Source organism: Burkholderia sp. ABCPW 11 (genome assembly GCF_001523445.1).
Taxonomy (GTDB): Bacteria; Pseudomonadota; Gammaproteobacteria; order Burkholderiales; family Burkholderiaceae; genus Burkholderia.
The window spans coordinates 47447-65136 of the sequence record NZ_LOVM01000074.1; the positions used below are offsets into that span (position 1 = coordinate 47447).

Annotated in this window: 13 protein-coding genes and 1 pseudogene; 10 read left to right on the forward strand and 4 right to left on the reverse strand. The window is 67.0% G+C overall.

Annotated features, from left to right (window positions below):
* Positions 1-35: 35 nt before the first annotated feature.
* The 7 genes from nudB to WS61_RS24970 all read left to right on the forward strand — a co-directional run bounded on the left by nudB (position 36) and on the right by WS61_RS24970 (position 9085).
* Positions 36-530, forward strand: coding sequence for a dihydroneopterin triphosphate diphosphatase (gene nudB / locus WS61_RS24940; RefSeq protein ID WP_059504452.1), 495 nt, complete (start codon positions 36-38; stop codon positions 528-530).
* Positions 527-1801 (forward strand): cardiolipin synthase ClsB, encoded by a 1275-nt coding sequence (gene clsB, locus WS61_RS24945; RefSeq protein WP_059504454.1) that lies wholly within the window; start codon positions 527-529, stop codon positions 1799-1801. The genes nudB and clsB overlap by 4 nt, the downstream gene beginning before the upstream one ends.
* A gap of 199 nt (positions 1802-2000) precedes the next feature.
* Positions 2001-2600, forward strand: a complete 600-nt coding sequence (locus tag WS61_RS24950) for a TetR/AcrR family transcriptional regulator (protein WP_006485742.1) — start codon at positions 2001-2003, stop codon at positions 2598-2600.
* Positions 2601-2658: 58 nt separating this feature from the next.
* Positions 2659-4446 carry an acyl-CoA dehydrogenase C-terminal domain-containing protein gene (locus WS61_RS24955; protein ID WP_059504456.1) on the forward strand — a complete coding sequence of 596 codons (1788 nt, stop codon included), beginning with the start codon at positions 2659-2661 and terminating at the stop codon, positions 4444-4446.
* Positions 4447-4559: 113 nt separating this feature from the next.
* Positions 4560-6995, forward strand: coding sequence for a 3-hydroxyacyl-CoA dehydrogenase/enoyl-CoA hydratase family protein (locus WS61_RS24960; protein ID WP_059504458.1), 2436 nt, complete (start codon positions 4560-4562; stop codon positions 6993-6995).
* Positions 6996-7026: 31 nt separating this feature from the next.
* Positions 7027-8226: an acetyl-CoA C-acyltransferase gene (locus tag WS61_RS24965; RefSeq protein WP_059504460.1), complete on the forward strand. Its 1200-nt coding sequence runs from the start codon at positions 7027-7029 to the stop codon at positions 8224-8226.
* 91 nt (positions 8227-8317) lie between these two features.
* Positions 8318-9085: an enoyl-CoA hydratase gene (locus WS61_RS24970; RefSeq protein ID WP_059504462.1), complete on the forward strand. Its 768-nt coding sequence runs from the start codon at positions 8318-8320 to the stop codon at positions 9083-9085.
* 52 nt (positions 9086-9137) lie between these two features.
* Here WS61_RS24970 and fdhD read toward each other — a convergent pair whose 3' ends face one another.
* Positions 9138-9962 carry a formate dehydrogenase accessory sulfurtransferase FdhD gene (gene fdhD / locus WS61_RS24975; RefSeq protein WP_059504603.1) on the reverse strand — a complete coding sequence of 275 codons (825 nt, stop codon included), beginning with the start codon at positions 9960-9962 and terminating at the stop codon, positions 9138-9140.
* 120 nt (positions 9963-10082) lie between these two features.
* Here fdhD and WS61_RS24980 point away from each other — a divergent pair, with 120 nt between their 5' ends.
* A complete protein-coding gene (locus tag WS61_RS24980) occupies positions 10083-10565 on the forward strand; it encodes a nitrate reductase associated protein (RefSeq protein ID WP_059504464.1) in 483 nt (160 codons plus the stop codon).
* A 35-nt stretch (positions 10566-10600) separates the two neighbouring features.
* Here the strand turns inward: WS61_RS24980 and WS61_RS24985 are convergent.
* Positions 10601-10996, reverse strand: a pseudogene (locus WS61_RS24985) (acyl-CoA thioesterase).
* Positions 10997-11170: 174 nt separating this feature from the next.
* Here WS61_RS24985 and WS61_RS24990 point away from each other — a divergent pair.
* Positions 11171-13042 carry an ABC transporter ATP-binding protein/permease gene (locus WS61_RS24990; RefSeq protein ID WP_059504466.1) on the forward strand — a complete coding sequence of 624 codons (1872 nt, stop codon included), beginning with the start codon at positions 11171-11173 and terminating at the stop codon, positions 13040-13042.
* A 250-nt stretch (positions 13043-13292) separates the two neighbouring features.
* Here WS61_RS24990 and murU read toward each other — a convergent pair whose 3' ends face one another.
* Both murU and WS61_RS25000 read right to left on the reverse strand, forming a co-directional pair.
* Positions 13293-14015, reverse strand: a complete 723-nt coding sequence (gene murU / locus WS61_RS24995; protein WP_059504468.1) for an N-acetylmuramate alpha-1-phosphate uridylyltransferase MurU — start codon at positions 14013-14015, stop codon at positions 13293-13295.
* Between the two features lie 22 nt (positions 14016-14037).
* Positions 14038-15087: an aminoglycoside phosphotransferase family protein gene (locus WS61_RS25000; protein ID WP_059504470.1), complete on the reverse strand. Its 1050-nt coding sequence runs from the start codon at positions 15085-15087 to the stop codon at positions 14038-14040.
* A 221-nt stretch (positions 15088-15308) separates the two neighbouring features.
* Between WS61_RS25000 and WS61_RS25005 the strand changes: the two genes are divergently transcribed.
* A complete protein-coding gene (locus WS61_RS25005) occupies positions 15309-17669 on the forward strand; it encodes an LPS-assembly protein LptD (protein ID WP_059504472.1) in 2361 nt (786 codons plus the stop codon).
* The last annotated feature ends 21 nt before the right edge of the window (positions 17670-17690 follow it).

Below are 17690 nucleotides of genomic sequence, written 5' to 3' on the forward strand. Positions count from 1 at the left end.
GGTCCATGCACGGCCCTGTGCCGCATGAAACAAAGATGACGAAGCCGCCGAAAATCCCCGAATCCGTTCTCGTCGTGATCTACACGCCCGAGCTCGATGTGCTCGTGATCAAGCGTGCCGACCAGCCCGATTTCTGGCAATCGGTGACCGGCTCGAAGGACGCGCTCGACGAGCCGCTCGCCGTCACCGCCGCGCGCGAAGTGGCGGAGGAGACCGGCATCGCGATCGGCACGCCGGACGTGCCGGCCACCGCGCTCGTCGACTGGCATCACCGGATCGAATACACGATCTATCCGCAATACCTGCACCGCTATGCGCCGGGCGTCACGCGCAACGTCGAGTATTGGTTCGGCCTGTGCGTGCCGCATCGCATCGACGTGACGCTGTCGCCGCGCGAGCATGTCGATCATGCGTGGCTGCCGTTCCGCGAAGCGGCTGCACGTTGCTTCTCGCCGTCGAACGCCGAAGCGATCCTGCAATTGCCCGTGCGCGTGGCGCTCGCGCGGGCGCCGCACGGCTCGTCCGCATGAATGCGGAAACCCGCAAGCGCTTCGCGCAATTGCGGCAGATGTTCCTGCAGGAGCGCGGCTCCGCGTCGCGGCTCGCGTTTACGGCCGGCAATACGGTGCGGCTGTGCGAAACCGGCGGCGAATTCTTCCGGGCGCTCATCAAACGGATCGACGCCGCCCGCGAGCAGGTGATGCTCGAAACCTACATCTTCTGCGACGACGAGGCCGGTCGCCCGGTGTCGGACGCGCTGATTCGCGCGGCGCAGCGCGGCGTGCGCGTGCGCGTGATCACCGACGGCATCGGCACCGCGCGCCTGCCGCTGTTCGACACGTGGGCCGAGTCCGGCGTCGAGCACTGCATCTACAACCGCTTCCTGTTCGGCCGCTTCGGCTTCTCGCGCACGCACCGCAAGCTCGCGGTGATCGATCATGCGGTCGCGTTCTGCGGCGGCATCAACATCGTCGACGACTACACGCAAGGCAGCGCGACGCTGCCGTTTCCGCGCTGGGATTTCGCGGTCGAGATGGCCGGCCCCGCGGTGTCGGACGTGCGCGCCGCATTCGAGCTGCAGTGGCACCGGATCCAGTTCGGCCACAAGCCCTATGCGCAGTACGCGGCGGGGCTGCACGGCGGCGAAGCGTTCCCGGACATGTTCCGGCGCTGGATGCGCAGCCACCGGTGGATCAAGGCCGGCGCGCTCCGGGTCGTGACCGAGCCGAGCGTCGCGTTTGTCGCGCGCGACAACGTCGTGAATCGCCGCGCGATCGAGAAGGCCTATCTCGCGGCGATCGGCCAGGCCCGCCAGCGGATCCTGCTCGCGAATCCGTATTTCATGCCGGGCCGCAAGCTGCGCCGCGCGCTGACGGGCGCGGCGCGACGCGGCGTCGACGTGCGGGTGCTGATCGGCCGCAAGGAGTTCGCGGCGCTCGATACGGCCGTGCCGTTCCTCTATCACACGCTGCTGCGCGCGGGCGTGCGCGTCGCCGAATACGACAAGACGATCCTGCACGGCAAGGTCGCCGTGATCGACGACAACTGGGCGACGGTCGGCTCGTCGAATCTGGACGCGCTGAGCCTGATGCTGAACAATGAAGCGAATGTCGTGCTGGTGCGCTACGATGCAGTGACGAACCAGTTGCGCGACGCGATCGCCGCTGCGTTCGCCGAAGGCCGCGAGATCGACGCCGCGCGCTACGCCGCGCGCCCGCGCGTCGAGCGGCTGCTGAACTGGCTCGCGTACACCGCGTATCGTGTCGTGATGAAGGCACTGACGGTCGGCGGTTACGACTGACGCAGACTAAGCATTCGCTTCAAAAATCTGTCCGCACGTTCGTGCGGAAAAGCCGCTCCGGTCCCGCCGGAATCGCGCAAAATAGCGGCTCGGTTAGACACCGGTTTCTAATAATTTCCTTGTTTCGAGAGCGGCCGCACTCAATAATAGTACGGCCGTTCGATTTTATTCGAACCCCCGAACGGTTATAGAAAAAGCTATGCGAAAAGGCGAACAGACGCGTGCCGCGATACTCGAAGCTGCTTTGGATCTCGCCAGCCGTGACGGGCTGGAGGGGCTGACGATCGGCCTGCTGGCCGAGCGCATGCAGATGAGCAAGAGCGGCGTGTTCGCGCACTTCGGTTCGCGCGAAGACCTGCAGGTCGAGGTCGTCCGCGAGTATCACCATCGTTTCGAGAACGAGGTGTTCTTTCCGAGCCTGCGCGAGTCGCGCGGTCTGCCGCGTCTTCGGGCGATGCTGGCGCGCTGGATCGAGAAGCGCATCCAGGAGGTGACGACCGGGTGCATCTACATCAGCGGCGCGGTGGAGTACGACGACCGGCCGGACAGCCCCGTGCGCGAGCAGTTGATCGCGAGCGTGACCGCCTGGCGTGCCGCGTTGCTGCGCGCCATTTCGCAGGCGATGGAAGAAGGGCATCTGCGCACGGACACGGATCCGGAACTGATGCTCTTCGAGTTGTACAGCTTCACGCTCGGCCTGCATCACGACGCACGCTTCCTGCATTCGCCGGACGCGGTGCGCCTCACGTGGGCCGCGCTGGAAAAGACGATCGTTTCGTATCAGAGCGAGAGCCGTTAGCGGCGCGTGATCCGCCCGCCAGGAGCTCGAGCCGTTTTGCCCACCTTTGGAGAGAGTCATGGGACAGTACGCCGCGCCGCTGCGCGACATGCAATTCGTGTTGCACGAGCTTCTGAACGTCGAAGCCGAAGTCAAGCAAATGCCCAGGCATGCGGACCTCGACGCCGACACGATCAACCAGGTCCTCGAGGAAGCGGGCAAGTTCTGCTCCGAGGTACTGTTCCCGCTGAACCAGGTCGGCGACCGCGAAGGCTGCACGTATGAGGGCGACGGCGTCGTGAAGACCCCGACCGGCTTCAAGGAAGCGTATCGGCAGTACGTCGAGGCCGGCTGGCCGGCGCTCGGCTGCGATCCGGACTACGGCGGCCAGGGCCTGCCCGCGTTCGTGAACAACGCGCTCTATGAAATGCTGAACTCGGCGAACCAGGCATGGACGATGTATCCGGGCCTGTCGCACGGCGCGTACGAATGCCTGCACGCGCACGGCGCGCCGGAACTCCAGCAGCAATACCTGCCGAAGCTCGTGTCGGGCGAATGGACGGGCACGATGTGCCTGACCGAGCCGCACTGCGGCACCGACCTCGGCATCCTGCGCACGAAGGCCGAACCGAACGGCGACGGCTCGTACTCGATCAGCGGCACGAAGATCTTCATCTCGAGCGGCGAGCACGACATGTCGAAGAACATCGTCCACCTCGTGCTCGCGCGCCTGCCGGACGCGCCGCAAGGTACCAAGGGGATCTCGCTGTTCATCGTGCCGAAGTTCATTCCGGATGCTTCGGGCGAGCCGGGCGAGCGCAACGGCATCAAGTGCGGCTCGATCGAGCACAAGATGGGCATCCACGGCAACTCGACGTGCGTGATGAACCTCGACGGCGCGAAGGGCTGGATGGTCGGCGAGCCGAACAAGGGCTTGAACGCGATGTTCGTGATGATGAATGCCGCGCGCCTCGGCGTCGGCATGCAGGGCCTCGGCCTCACGGAAGTCGCGTACCAGAACTCGCTGGCGTATGCGAAGGAACGCCTGCAGATGCGCTCGCTGACGGGCCCGAAGGCACCGGACAAACCGGCCGACCCGATCATCGTGCATCCGGACGTGCGCCGCATGCTGCTCACGCAGAAGGCCTACGCGGAAGGCGCGCGCGCGTTCACGTACTGGTCCGCCTTGCAGATCGACAAGGAGCTGTCGCACGCCGACGAAGCGGTGCGCAAGGAAGCGGCCGACCTCGTCGCGCTGCTCACGCCGATCATCAAGGCGTTCCTGACCGACAACGCGTTCGAGTCGACCAACCACGCGATGCAGATCTACGGCGGCCACGGCTTCATCTCCGAGTGGGGCATGGAGCAGTACGTGCGCGACGCGCGGATCAACATGATCTACGAAGGCACGAACTCGATCCAGTCGCTCGACCTGCTGGGCCGCAAGGTGCTCGGCGACATGGGCGCGAAGCTGAAGAAGTTCGGCAAGCTCGTGACGGAATTCGCGGAAGCCGAGGGCGTGAAGCCGGAGATGGCCGAGTTCATCAACCCGCTCGCCGACATCGGTGAAAAGGTCCAGAAGCTGACGATGGAAATCGGCATGAAGGCGATGCAGAATCCCGACGAAGTCGGTGCTGCGGCCGTGCCGTACCTGCGTACCGTCGGCCACCTGGTGTTTTCGTACTTCTGGGCGCGCATGGCGCGCATCGCGCTCGACAACGAAGCATCCGGCGACCCGTTCTACAAGTCGAAGCTCGCGACCGCACGCTTCTACTTCGCGCGCCTGCTGCCCGAGACGGCCGCGACGATCCGCGCCGCGCGCGCCGGTTCGAAGACGCTGATGGAAGTCGACGAATCGCTGTTCTGATGCAAGTCCGGGCGGTGCGCGCCGCACGCCGCCCGAACGCAACGGTTCCTGGTACTCACTTCGCCGTGCAGCCCTCACATTCCGCGCTGCACGACACTATCCGGAGACATCCCGTGAGCAATTTCCTGATTCGCAAGGTCGCCGTGCTGGGCGCCGGCGTGATGGGCGCGCAGATCGCCGCGCACCTCGTCAACGCGCGCGTGCCGGTGCTGCTGTTCGACCTGCCGGCCAAGGAAGGCCCGAAAAACGCGATCGCGCTGAAGGCGATCGAGAACCTGAAGAAGCTGTCGCCCGCACCGTTCGGCGTGAAGGACGACGCGAAGTACCTCGAAGCGGCCAACTACGAAGACGACATCGCGAAGCTGGCCGAATGCGACGTCGTGATCGAAGCGATCGCCGAGCGGATGGACTGGAAGCACGACCTGTACAAGAAGGTCGCGCCGCACATCGCGTCGCACGCGATCTTCGCGACCAACACGTCGGGCCTGTCTATCACGAAGTTGTCCGAAGGTTTCTCGGACGAGCTGAAGTCGCGCTTCTGCGGCGTGCACTTCTTCAATCCGCCGCGCTACATGCACCTCGTCGAGCTGATCCCGACTGCGCACACGCGTCCGGAAATCCTCGACCAGCTCGAAACCTTCCTGACGAGCGTCGTCGGCAAGGGTGTCGTGCGCGCGAAGGACACGCCGAACTTCATCGCGAACCGCGTTGGCATCTTCTCGATCCTCGCGGTGATCACCGAAGCCGCGAAATTCGGCCTGCGCTTCGACGAAGTCGACGACCTGACCGGCAGCCGCCTTGGCCGCGCGAAGTCGGCGACGTTCCGCACCGCGGACGTGGTCGGCCTCGACACGATGGCGCACGTGATCAAGACGATGCAGGACAACCTCGCCGACGATCCGTTCTTCCCGGTCTACCAGACGCCCGCCGTGCTCGCCGAACTGGTGAAGCAGGGCGCGCTCGGCCAGAAGACGGGCGGCGGTTTCTACAAGAAGGAAGGCAAGGCGATCAAGGTGCTCGACGCGAAGACGGGCACCTACGTCGATTCGGGCGCGAAGGCGGACGAAACGGTCGGCCGCATCCTGAAGCGTCCGCCGGCGGAACGCCTGAAGCTGCTGCGCGAGACGGATCATCCGCATGCGCAATTCCTGTGGTCGATCTTCCGCGACGTGTTCCACTACATCGGCGTGCATCTCGAATCGATCGCCGACAACGCGCGCGACGTCGACCTCGCGATCCGCTGGGGCTTCGGCTGGAACGAAGGCCCGTTCGAAGGCTGGCAGGCCGCCGGCTGGAAGCAGGTCGCCGAATGGGTGCAGGAAGACATCGCGGCCGGCAAGGCGCTCGCGAACGTGCCGCTGCCGTCGTGGGTGCTCGAAGGCCCGGTCGCCGAGAAGGGCGGCGTGCACACGGCCGAAGGCTCGTGGGCGCCGGCGTCGAAGCGTTTCGTGCCGCGCTCGGATCTGGCCGTCTACGGCAAGCAGGTATTCCGCGCGCCGCTGATTGGCGAAGCGGGAGCCGATCCTAAGACCTACGGCAAGACGCTGTTCGAAACCGACGCGGTGCGCGCGTGGGTCGACGACCGTGCGGGTGAAGACGACGTCGTGATCGTGTCGTTCAAGTCGAAGATGAACACGATCGGGCCGAGCGTGATCGACGGCCTCGTGCAGGCGATCGAACTCGCGGAGAAGGACTACAAGGGCGTGGTGATCTGGCAGCCGACGTCGCTGAAGCTCGGCACGCCGGGCGGCCCGTTCTCGGCCGGCGCGAACCTCGAAGAGGCGATGCCCGCGTTCATGATGGGCGGCGCGAAGGGGATCGAGCCGTTCGTGAAGAAGTTCCAGGAAGGCATGCTGCGCGTGAAGTACGCGAACGTGCCGGTGGTGGCGGCCGTGTCGGGCATCGCGCTCGGCGGCGGGTGCGAGCTGATGCTGCACAGTGCGAAGCGCGTCGTGCACGTCGAGAGCTACATCGGCCTCGTCGAAGTGGGCGTCGGCCTCGTGCCGGCGGGCGGCGGCCTGAAGGAAGCGGCGCTGCGCGCGGCGGAAGCCGCGACGGCCGCGAATGCGACCACCGACATCCTGAAATTCGTCACGAAGTCGTTCGAGAACGCGGCGATGGCAAAGGTCTCGTCGTCGGCACACGATGCGCGTGCGATGGGCTACGTGAAGCCGTCCGACACGATCGTCTTCAACGTGTTCGAACTGCTCGACACCGCGAAGAAGGAAGCGCGTGCGCTGGCCGCCACCGGCTACCGTGCGCCGCTGCGCGCGAAGGACGTGCCGGTTGCGGGCCGTTCGGCGATCGCGACGATCAAGGCATCGCTCGTCAACATGCGCGACGGCCGCTTCATCAGCGACCACGACTATCTGATCGCGAGCCGCATCGCCGAAGCCGTGTGCGGCGGCGACGTCGAAGCCGGCAGCCTGGTCGACGAAGAGTGGCTGCTCGCGCTCGAGCGCCGCGCGTTCGTCGAGCTGCTCGGCACGCAGAAGACGCAGGAGCGGATCATGGGCATGTTGCAGACCGGCAAGCCGGTGCGTAACTGAGCGAGCGGACAGAGCGGACAAGGAGTCTGAAATGAGCAAACAATTGCAAGACGCATACATCGTCGCCGCCAGCCGCACGCCGATCGGCAAGGCCCCGCGCGGTGTCTTCAAGAACACGCGGCCGGACGAGCTGCTGGTTCACGCGATCAAGTCGGCGGTCGCGCAGGTGCCCGGTCTCGACACGAAGGTGATCGAGGACGCGATCATCGGCTGCGCGATTCCCGAAGCCGAACAAGGGCTGAACGTCGCGCGGATGGGCGCGCTGCTCGCAGGCCTGCCGCAGACGGTCGGCGGCGTGACGGTCAACCGCTTCTGCGCGTCGGGCATCACCGCGCTCGCGATGGCGGCCGACCGGATTCGCGTCGGCGAATCGGACGCGCTGCTCGCGGGCGGCTGCGAGTCGATGAGCATGGTGCCGATGATGGGCAACAAGCCGTCGATGTCGCCGCACATCTTCGATCGCAACGAAGATTTCGGCATTGCATACGGGATGGGCCTGACGGCCGAGCGCGTCGCCGAGCAGTGGAAGGTGAGCCGCGAGGACCAGGACGCGTTTTCGGTCGAGTCGCACCGCAAGGCGCTCGCTGCGCAGCAGGCCGGCGAGTTCGGCGACGAAATCGCTGCGTACACGATCACCGAGCGCTTCCCGAATCTCGCGACCGGCGAAATCGACGTGAAGACGCGCGAGATCAAGCTCGACGAAGGCCCGCGCGCGGATACGTCGCTCGAAGGCCTCGCGAAGCTGCGCACGGTGTTCGCGAACAAGGGCTCGGTCACGGCCGGCAACAGCTCGCAGACGTCGGACGGCGCGGGCGCGCTGCTCGTCGTGTCGGAGAAGGTGCTCAAGGAATTCAACTTGACGCCGCTCGCGCGCTTCGTGAGCTTCGCGGTGCGTGGCGTGCCGCCGGAAATCATGGGCATCGGCCCGAAGGAAGCGATTCCGGCCGCGCTGAAGGCCGCCGGCCTGAAGCAGGACGACCTCGACTGGATCGAGCTGAACGAGGCGTTCGCCGCGCAGTCGCTGGCGGTGATGCGCGATCTCGGCCTCGATCCGTCGAAGGTCAACCCGATGGGCGGCGCGATCGCGCTGGGCCACCCGCTCGGCGCGACCGGCGCGATCCGCGCGGCGACCGTCGTGCACGGCCTGCGCCGCCGCAACCTGAAATACGGGATGGTCACGATGTGCGTCGGCACCGGCATGGGCGCGGCGGGCATCATCGAACGCCTGTAAGCAGGACGCGACGAAGAGCGACGACGGTGCGCGGGCCACGAGCTCGCGCACCGTTTTTCATTCCGGTAGAGGACAGTTCAAGGAGACGGTTGTGGCCGACATTCAAGTGGAACGCGCCGACGGCGTGATGACGATCACGATCGCGCGCCCGGCGAAGAAGAATGCGCTGACGGCGGCGATGTACCAGACGATGGCCGATGCGCTCGCCGACGCGCAGGAAGACAAGGCGGTCCGCGCGATCCTGCTGCGCGGTAGCGACGGCAATTTCAGCTCGGGGAACGATCTCGAGGATTTCATGAAGTCGCCGCCGAAGGACGACAGCGCATCGGTCTTCCAGTTTCTGGCGCGGATCAGCGGCGCGAGCAAGCCGATCGTGGCGGCCGTGCCGGGCATCGCGGTCGGGGTCGGCGTGACGATGCTGCTGCACTGCGATCTGGTCTACGCAGCCGACACCGCGACGTTCTCGCTGCCGTTCGTGCAGCTCGGGCTGTGCCCGGAAGCGGCCTCGAGCGCCCTGCTGCCGCGCCTGGCCGGCCATCAGATCGCCGCCGAGAAGCTGTTGCTCGGCGAGGCGTTCGACGCGCTGGAAGCGCACCGGATCGGCATCGTCAATCGCGTGCTGCCGGCGGCCGAACTCGACGCATTCGCGGCGAAGCAGGCGGCGAAGCTGGCGGCGTTGCCGGCGGCTTCACTGCGTGTGACGAAGGCGCTGTTGAAGGATACGGGCGGCGTGGCGACGCCCGCGCGGATGGCCGAGGAAGCGCGCCACTTCGGCGCGATGCTGCGCGCGCCGGAGGCGCGCGAGGCGATGACGGCGTTCTTCGAGAAACGCAAGCCGGATTTCCGTCAGTTCGACTGAACGGAGCAGGCCGCGCCGGCGGTGGCTCGCCGCTGCGCGGCCGCGATCGCGATCAGGCCGTGCCGTAGTCGACGTACCCCGTTTCGCGGCAGAAGCTGACGAGCCGCAAGCCGGCCGCCTTCGCGATCTCGATCGCGAGCGACGACGGCGCGGAGATGGTCGCGACCAGCGGGATGCCGACCCGCGCGGCCTTGCGTACGAGCTCGTAGCTCGCGCGGCTCGACAGGAACACGAAGCCGTCGGTGGGATCGGCACGCGACAGCACGAGCGAGCCGATCAGCTTGTCGAGCGCATTGTGGCGGCCGACGTCCTCGAATGCCGTCCGGATCGCGCCTGTTGCGTCGCACCATGCGGCAGCATGCAGGCCGCCGGTCAGTTTCGTGAGTGCCTGGTGTGCCGGCAGCGCATGCGCTGCACGCGCCAGCGCGTCGGGCGCGAGACGCGCGAGAAAGCCGGTATCGGGCACGCGTTCGGGCGCAAGGTCGAGCAGGTCGATGCTTTCTATTCCGCAGACGCCGCAGCCCGTGCGCCCCGCGAGCGCGCGGCGCCGGTCCTTCAGCGCGGCGAACGCCTGCTGGACGACTTCCAGGTGGACTTCCGCATGCGGCAGCGGCGCGTCGGCGTGCAGGATCACCTCGATGTCCTTGATGTCGCTGCCGCGCGCAACGATCCCTTCCGAGATCGCGAAGCCGACCGCGAACGCTTCGAGATCGCATGGCGTACACATCATCACCGCGTGCGAGATGCCGTTGAAGACGAGGGCGACCGGCCATTCCTGGCCGACGAAGTCGTGCGCGGTCTCGACCGCGCCGCCGCGCGTGCGGCTCACGGGCAGCTCGATCGCGCCGCGCGGTTCGTCTGATTGGGTCGGATTCACGAGCACTCCCGTTGATTCGAAGCACGGCCGGCGACGATCATGCCGCCGCCCGCGCGCAGAGGTTCTAAAATACCCCAGGCAAGCCGGCCGCGCCGGCATCCGCCACGTCAGGTAACGACCATGGGACTCAGCGACGCTCCGTTGCTCTTCAACTTCGAACACGATTCGTCGGAAAACTTCACGTACATCCCGATGATCGTGCGTTTCAATCTCGACCGCTTCGGGCTGCGGATATCGCTCGAGCAGTGGCAACTGCTGCCGCTCGAGGACCGCAAGCTGCTCGCGCGCTTTCCGGCCGACGACGACACCGCGATCGAGCCCAACTTCGATCACGCGCTGTTCGAAATGCTGCGCACGCACGCCGATCTGGAGCCGTCATGGTTCCAGCCGGACGAGCAGCCGGCCTGGCGCGCCGTCGACGCGGTGCCGGAGTCGCTCGTGCAGCAAAGCGCGCTGGCCGGGCTGCCGGCGCCCGCGCTCGCGCAGTGGCAGCGGCTCGCGCCGTTCCAGCGCTACGTGCTCGTCAAGCTGTCGCGCAAGCCGGCGCTGAATCACGATTTCGTGCCCGCGATGCGCGAGTTCGGGCTGACGGCCGCGCACTGACGGCCGCCTGCCGCGCTGCGGTGCGCCGCCTGCCGTCAGAGCGGCGGCAGTTGCCGCGGCTTGCGGTCGGGGCCGGTCGCGACGTACGTGAGCGTCGCTTCGGTGACCTTCACGACTTCGCCCATCAGGCGCATGCGCTGCGCATACACCTCGACGTCGACCGTGATCGACGTGTTGCCGGTGCGCATGATGGTCGCGTAGAAGCTCAGCAGATCGCCGACGAACACCGGCTACTTGAACACGAACGAGTTGACCGCGACCGTCGCGACGCGGCCGTTCGCGCGCTGGCTCGCGGGGATCGAACCGGCGATGTCGACCTGCGACATGATCCAGCCGCCGAACACGTCGCCGTGAACGTTCGCGTCGTGCGGTTGCGGGACGACGCGCAGCGCGGGCTGCTTCTGCGGGAGTTCGAGGGTCGAATCGGTCATGGCGGGGCTTTCATCCTGTAATAAATGGGCCGCCGCGCGCAGCGTGGCCGGCGAGGGCGCCGGCAGCGGCGCGAAGCGGCTTCTGCGACAATACAACGTTCGCAAATTGTACGAGAAAGCGCGCGAGCCGGCCGCCGATACGCGCGTCCCGTACCGCCGCACAACCCTTCCCCCATGCGCCGATTTCCCGCTTCCGGCGAGCCCGCGCCGGCTTCGACCGGGCCTCGCAACGACTGGCAGACCATCCGGTCGCTGCTGCCGTACCTGGCCACCTACAAATGGCGCGTCGCGCTCGCGCTCGGCTGCCTGATCGGTGCGAAGGTCGCGAACCTCGGCGTGCCGGTCGTGATGAAGCGCATCGTCGATCATCTGTCCGCCGTGCAGCAGCTCACCGCGCTCGGGCGTGCCGAGCAGTCGGCCGGCATCGTGCTCGCGGGCGGCGTCGGGCTGCTGGTCGTCGCGTATGCGCTCGTGCGGCTGTCGACGTCGCTCTTTACCGAGCTGCGCGAAATCCTGTTCTCGAAGGTAACCGAGAGCGCGGTGCGTCAGCTCGCGCTGCAGGTGTTCCGGCATCTGCACGGGCTGTCGCTGCGGTTTCACCTCGAACGCCAGACGGGCGGCATGTCGCGTGACATCGAGCGCGGCACGCGCGGCATCCAGCAGCTGATTTCGTATTCGCTGTACAGCATCCTGCCGACGCTCGTCGAGGTCGGGCTCGTGCTCGGCTTCTTCGTGGTCAAGTACGAGGCCTACTACGCGTACGTGACGTTCGCGGCGCTCATCACGTACATCGTGTTCACCGTGAAGGTCACCAACTGGCGCACGCATTTCCGCCGCACGATGAACGAACTCGATTCGCGCGCGAACTCGCGGGCGATCGACTCGCTGATCAACTACGAGACGGTGAAGTACTTCGGCAACGAGGAGTGGGAGGCGCAACGCTACGACGAGAACCTGAAGCGCTACCGCAAGGCCGCGATCCGCTCGCAGAACTCGCTGTCGGTGCTGAACTTCGGCCAGCAGGCGATCATCGGCACCGGGCTCGTGTTCATCCTGTGGCGCGCGACCCAGGGCGTGCTCGCGGGCAAGCTGACGCTCGGCGATCTCGTGCTGATCAACACGTTCATGCTGCAGCTGTACATTCCGCTGAACTTCCTCGGCGTCGTCTATCGCGAGCTGAAGCAGAGCCTGACCGACATGGACCGGATGTTCGGGCTGCTGACGGCGCCGAAGGAAGTGGCCGACCGGCCCGATGCGCCGCCGCTCGCGGTGGCCGGCGCGCAGGTGCGCTTCGAGCACGTGAACTTCGCGTACGAGCCGTCGCGGCAGATCCTGCACGACGTGACGTTTACGATCGAGGCCGGCACGACGACCGCGGTGGTCGGCCACAGCGGTTCGGGGAAATCGACGTTGTCGCGGCTGCTGTTCCGCTTCTACGATCTCGACCGGCAGGCGGGCGGCGCGATCCGGATCGACGGCCAGGACATCCGCGACGTTACGCAGGAATCGCTGCGCGCATCGATCGGGATCGTGCCGCAGGACACCGTGCTGTTCAACGACTCGATCTACTACAACATCGCGTACGGCCGGCCGACCGCGAGCCGCGACGAAGTGATCGCGGCCGCGCGCGCCGCGCACATCCACGACTTCATCGAGAGCTTGCCGAAGGGCTATGACACGCCGGTCGGCGAGCGCGGGCTGAAGCTGTCGGGCGGCGAAAAGCAGCGCGTCGCGATCGCGCGGACGCTGCTGAAGGATCCGCCGGTGCTGCTGTTCGACGAAGCGACGTCGGCGCTCGATTCGCGCTCGGAACGCGCGATCCAGCACGAACTCGACCAGATCGCGCGGCATCGCACGACGCTCGTGATCGCGCACCGGCTGTCGACGGTCGTGCACGCGCAGCAGATTCTCGTGATGGACCACGGGCGGATCGTCGAGCGCGGCACGCACGACGAACTCGTGCGCGCCGACGGGCTGTATGCGCAGATGTGGGCGTTGCAGCAGCAACGCGCGGCGGCCGGCGGGGAAGAGGCCGAGGCCGCGTGAGCGCGGGTGTCGCGACGCGGCGTGCGGCGGGAGCGGGCGGTGTGCCGGCTGTCGGGCAGCGTGGGGTCGTCACCGCCGGGTGAGCCGGCGGGGCGTTCCCGACATTCGATCGCGGATCGGTTCGCGGCCGGTCGACCGGGCGCCACATCGGCCCGTCACTCCATCGGCCCGTCACCTCATCGAGCCGTCACCGTCACCCCATCGGCCGCCGCGCCGGCGAACCGGTAGTCGGCAGGCGGCCGCGAAACGATCAGCCCGCGGCGGTGCGCAGCCGCGCGTCGAGTTCGCCGAGCTGCGCGGGCGTGCCGACGTTCTCCCAGATCCCTTCGTACAGTTCGCCGCTCGCGCGGCCGGCTTCGATCGCCGCGCGATAGTACGGCGTCAGCGCGCGCCGCGTGCCGGGCGCGAGGTCGCGGAACATCCGCGTGTCGTACAGGCCGATGTTGCCGAACGTGAAGCGCGCGGCGCCGTCGAGCGCGAGACGGCCATCGTCGCCGAGCGCGAAGTCGCCGGCCGGATGGAACGGCGGGTTCGGCACCATCACGAGGTGCATCGCCGGCGTGTCGAGCGCGGCCATCCGGGCGGCGCGCGGCGCGAGCGTCCGGTAGTCGAACGCGCAGTACACGTCGCCGCTGACGGCCGCGAACACGGCCGGCTGCCCGTCGCGCTCGAGCAGCGGCAGCGCCTGCGCGATGCCGCCGGCGGTTTCCAGCGCGTCGCCCTCGGCCGAATACGCGAGCCGCACGCCCCAGCGCGAACCGTCGCCGAGCGCGGCCTCGATCTGCTCGCCGAGCCATGCGTGGTTGATCACGATGGTCTCGATGCCCGCACGCGCGAGCGCCTCGATCTGCCACACGATCAGCGGCTTGCCGCCGGCTTCGAGCAGCGGCTTCGGGCAGGTGTCGGTGAGCGGGCGCATCCGCTCGCCGCGTCCGGCGGCGAAGATCATCGCCGTGGTCAGGGTAGTGCTCATGTTCGACGGGGTGTGAGGACGGTCAGAACGTATAGCCGACGTCGGCCGGCGCGTTGCCCTCGAGCTCGTCGAGCAGCTTCGCGAACGGCACGAGCGGGCGGTAGCGCAGCGCGACCTTGCGCGCGTACGCGAGGAAGCGCGGCAGGTCGGCGAGGTAATGCGACTTGCCGTCGCGGTAGTTGATGCGCGCGAACAGGCCGAGGATCTTGATATGGCGCTGCAGCCCCATCCATTCGAGCTGGCGGTAGAACTCGCCGAAGTCGGGATCGACCGGCAGGCCGGCCTTTTTGGCCTTTTCCCAGTAGTACGCGAAGCAATCGAGCTCGAACTCCTCGTCCCAGCTGATGAATGCGTCGCGCAGCAGCGACACGACGTCGTACGTCAGCGGCCCGTACACGGCGTCCTGGAAGTCGAGCACGCCCGGGTTCGGTTCGCACACCATCAGGTTGCGCGGCATGAAGTCGCGCAGCATGAAGCCTTGCGGCTGCGCATGCGCGCTCGCGACCAGCAGCGCGAACGTGCGGTCGAGCGTGCCGCGCATCGCGTCGGTGACGGGTTTGCCGAGGTGGCGGCCGATGAACCATTCGGGCAGCAGCTCCATTTCGCGGCGCAGGAACGCTTCGTCGAACGGCGGCAGCACGTCGGGCTTCGACGTGAGCTGGAAGCGGATCAGCGCATCGAGCGCGGCGCGCATCAGTGTTCGCGCGGCGGCCGGATCGGCCGGATCGAGCACCGAGATGTACGACGTGCGGCCGAGGTCGGTCACGAGCATGAAGCCCGCGTCGAAATCGTGGGCCAGCACGTCCGGCACGTGGTCGCCGGCCGCGGCGAGCAACTGCGCGACCTGGACGAACTCGCGGCACTTCTCGGGCGGCGGCGCATCGACCGCGATCAGCGTGCCGCCGGCGCTGGTGGCCGATGCGACGCGGAAATAGCGGCGGAAACTGGCGTCCGACGACGCGGGCGCGAGGGTCGACAGATCGAGCGCGTAGCGCTCGGCGAGCGGGCGCAGCCATGCGGTGAGCGCTTCGAGGCGGGCGTCGGGCTGGGATGCGGCGGATGGGGGCGTCATGAAACTCGGCGGAGGGGGGAACGTCTTGCCATATAATACCCCACGACTTTTTTGACGCGCCCCGCGTCAGCTTCCGCCGTGCAGGCTCGCCGCCTGTCGCGCCGTCCGCCCGATCGCCTCCCCGGTTTGCGAAGAGCCGCAGTCGCGGCTCGACGGCGCGGGCCGCCGCGCGACGGTGCCGTGCAGGCGCGGTTGACAAGGGGCGATTCGCCAAACGATAGATGCCGCCCAAACCGCTATTCCCGAATGTTTTCCCCGGTGACGGGGCGCCGCGCAAACGGCGGCTCGCGCTCGCGCTCCTGGCCGTGCCCGGCCTCGTGCCGGCCGTGTCGTACGCGCAGCTGACGGGTGCGGCTGCGCAGCCGCAGCCGCTCGACTCGCCGTGGGATCTGCGTCTCGCGCCCCAGCTCGAGGATCATCCGCTGAAGGACGGCGCGAAGCCGGCCGCTTTCGTGATCGCCGACCATACGAGCGGCACCGCCGAGCAGGACCTCGCCGCGAAGGGCTCGGCCGAGCTGCGGCGCGGCGACGCCGTCGTGAAGGCCGATGCGATCCACTACGATCAGGATACCGACATGGCCGATGCGTACGGCCAGGTCAAGGTGATCAACGGCGGCACGTCGTTCGCGGGCCCCGAGGCGCACCTGAAGATCGAGGCGAACCAGGGCTTCATGACCGCGCCGAAGTATCACTTCAACGTGACGGGCGGGTCGGGCAGCGCGGAGCGCGTCGACATGGTCGACAACGAGCGCTCGGTGTTCGTCAACGGCACGTATACGGCGTGCCAGTGCTCGACGAACCCCGCGTGGTACATCAAGGGCAGCCGCTTCGATTTCGATACGGGCGCCGACGAGGGCACCGCGCGCAACGGCGTGCTGTTCTTCCAGGGCGTGCCGATCTTCGCGAGCCCGTGGATGACGTTCCCGCTGTCGGGCGAGCGGCGCAGCGGCCTGCTGCCGCCGACGTTCTCGATGAACTCGAGCAACGGCTTCGAGCTGACGCTGCCGTACTACTTCAACATCGCGCCGAACCGCGATCTCACGCTCACGCCGCGCATCATCTCGCGGCGCGGCGTGATGACCGAAGCGACGTTCCGCTACCTGTCGCCGTCGTATTCGGGCACGTTTACGGCCAATTACCTGCCGGACGACCGGCTCGCGCACCGCAACCGCTACGCGATCTACTGGCAGCACCAGCAGAACTTCGGCGGCGGCTTCGGCGGCTACGTCTACTTCAACAAGGTCTCGGACAACACGTATCCCGAAGACCTCGGGTCGTCGAACCAGTTCATCAACGGCACGCAGACGCTGTACCAGCAGGAAGCGGGCCTCACGTACAACAATGGCCCGTGGTCGGTGCTCGCGCGCTACCAGCACTGGCAGACGCTGCCGCCGTCGATCGCGCCGTACAGCCGCGAGCCGCAGTTGAACGTGAAGTACACGAAGTACAACGTCGGCGGCTTCGACTTCGGCGCGGAAGCCGACTATTCGCGGTTCCGCATCACGACCGCCGATGCGACCCAGGGCGACCGGATCGTCTTCAACCCGTACATCTCGTACGGCGTGTACGGCCCCGGCTACTTCGTCGTGCCGAAGGTCCAGTACCACTTCGCGTCGTACGACCTGAACTACCTGTCGTCGACCACGCCGAACAACCCGAAGCGCTTCACCGAGTCGATCCCGACCGTGAGCTTCGATTCGGGGCTGATCTTCGATCGTTCGGTGCACCTGTTCGGCCAGGACTTCATTCAAACCCTCGAGCCGCGCCTGTACTACGTGTACACGCCGTATCGCGATCAGTCGAACGCGCCGCTGTTCGACACCGCGGAATCGGACTTCGGCCTCGCGGAGATCTACCAGCCGAACACGTTCGTCGGCAACGACCGGATCGCCGATGCGAACCGGATCACGGCCGGCCTCACGTCGCGCTTCATCGATCCGCGCACCGGCGACGAGCGCGCGCGCTTCGTGATCGCGCAGCAGTACTACTTCGCCGATCAGCGCGTCACGCTGAACCCCGGGCAGAGCGCCGTGCTGGCGCGCCACTCGGACCTGATCGTCGGCGCCGCGCTGAAGCTCGGTTCGGGCTTCATGTCGGAAACGGCGTTCCAGTACAACCAGAACAACAATCAGCTCGTGAAGTCGAGCGTCGGTTTCGGCTACAGCCCGGGCGAGCGCCGCGTGATCAACGTCGGCTACCGCTATACGCGCGCGAACACCACGCTCGACAATCAGCCGATCAACCAGTTCCTGGTGTCCGCGCAATGGCCGCTCACGCGCCGCCTGTATGCGATCGGCCGTTTCAACTACGACCTCGCCGGAGATCGCGTGGTCGACGGTCTGGTCGGCTTACAATACGACGCGGATTGCTGGGCGCTCGGGGTCGGGGTGCAGCGGGCCGCGAACGGCATCAATTCGTCGGGACAGCAGAACTCGTCGACGCGATTCATGATGCAGCTGACGCTCAAGGGCTTGTCGACCATCGACAACGGCCTCGTGTCCGCATTCCGCGCCGGGGTGCCGGGCTACACGCCGTTGCCGCCGCCGCCGCCGCCGATGTCCCGCTTCAGCAACTACGAGTAACGCCGGCATGTCTGCACCGGT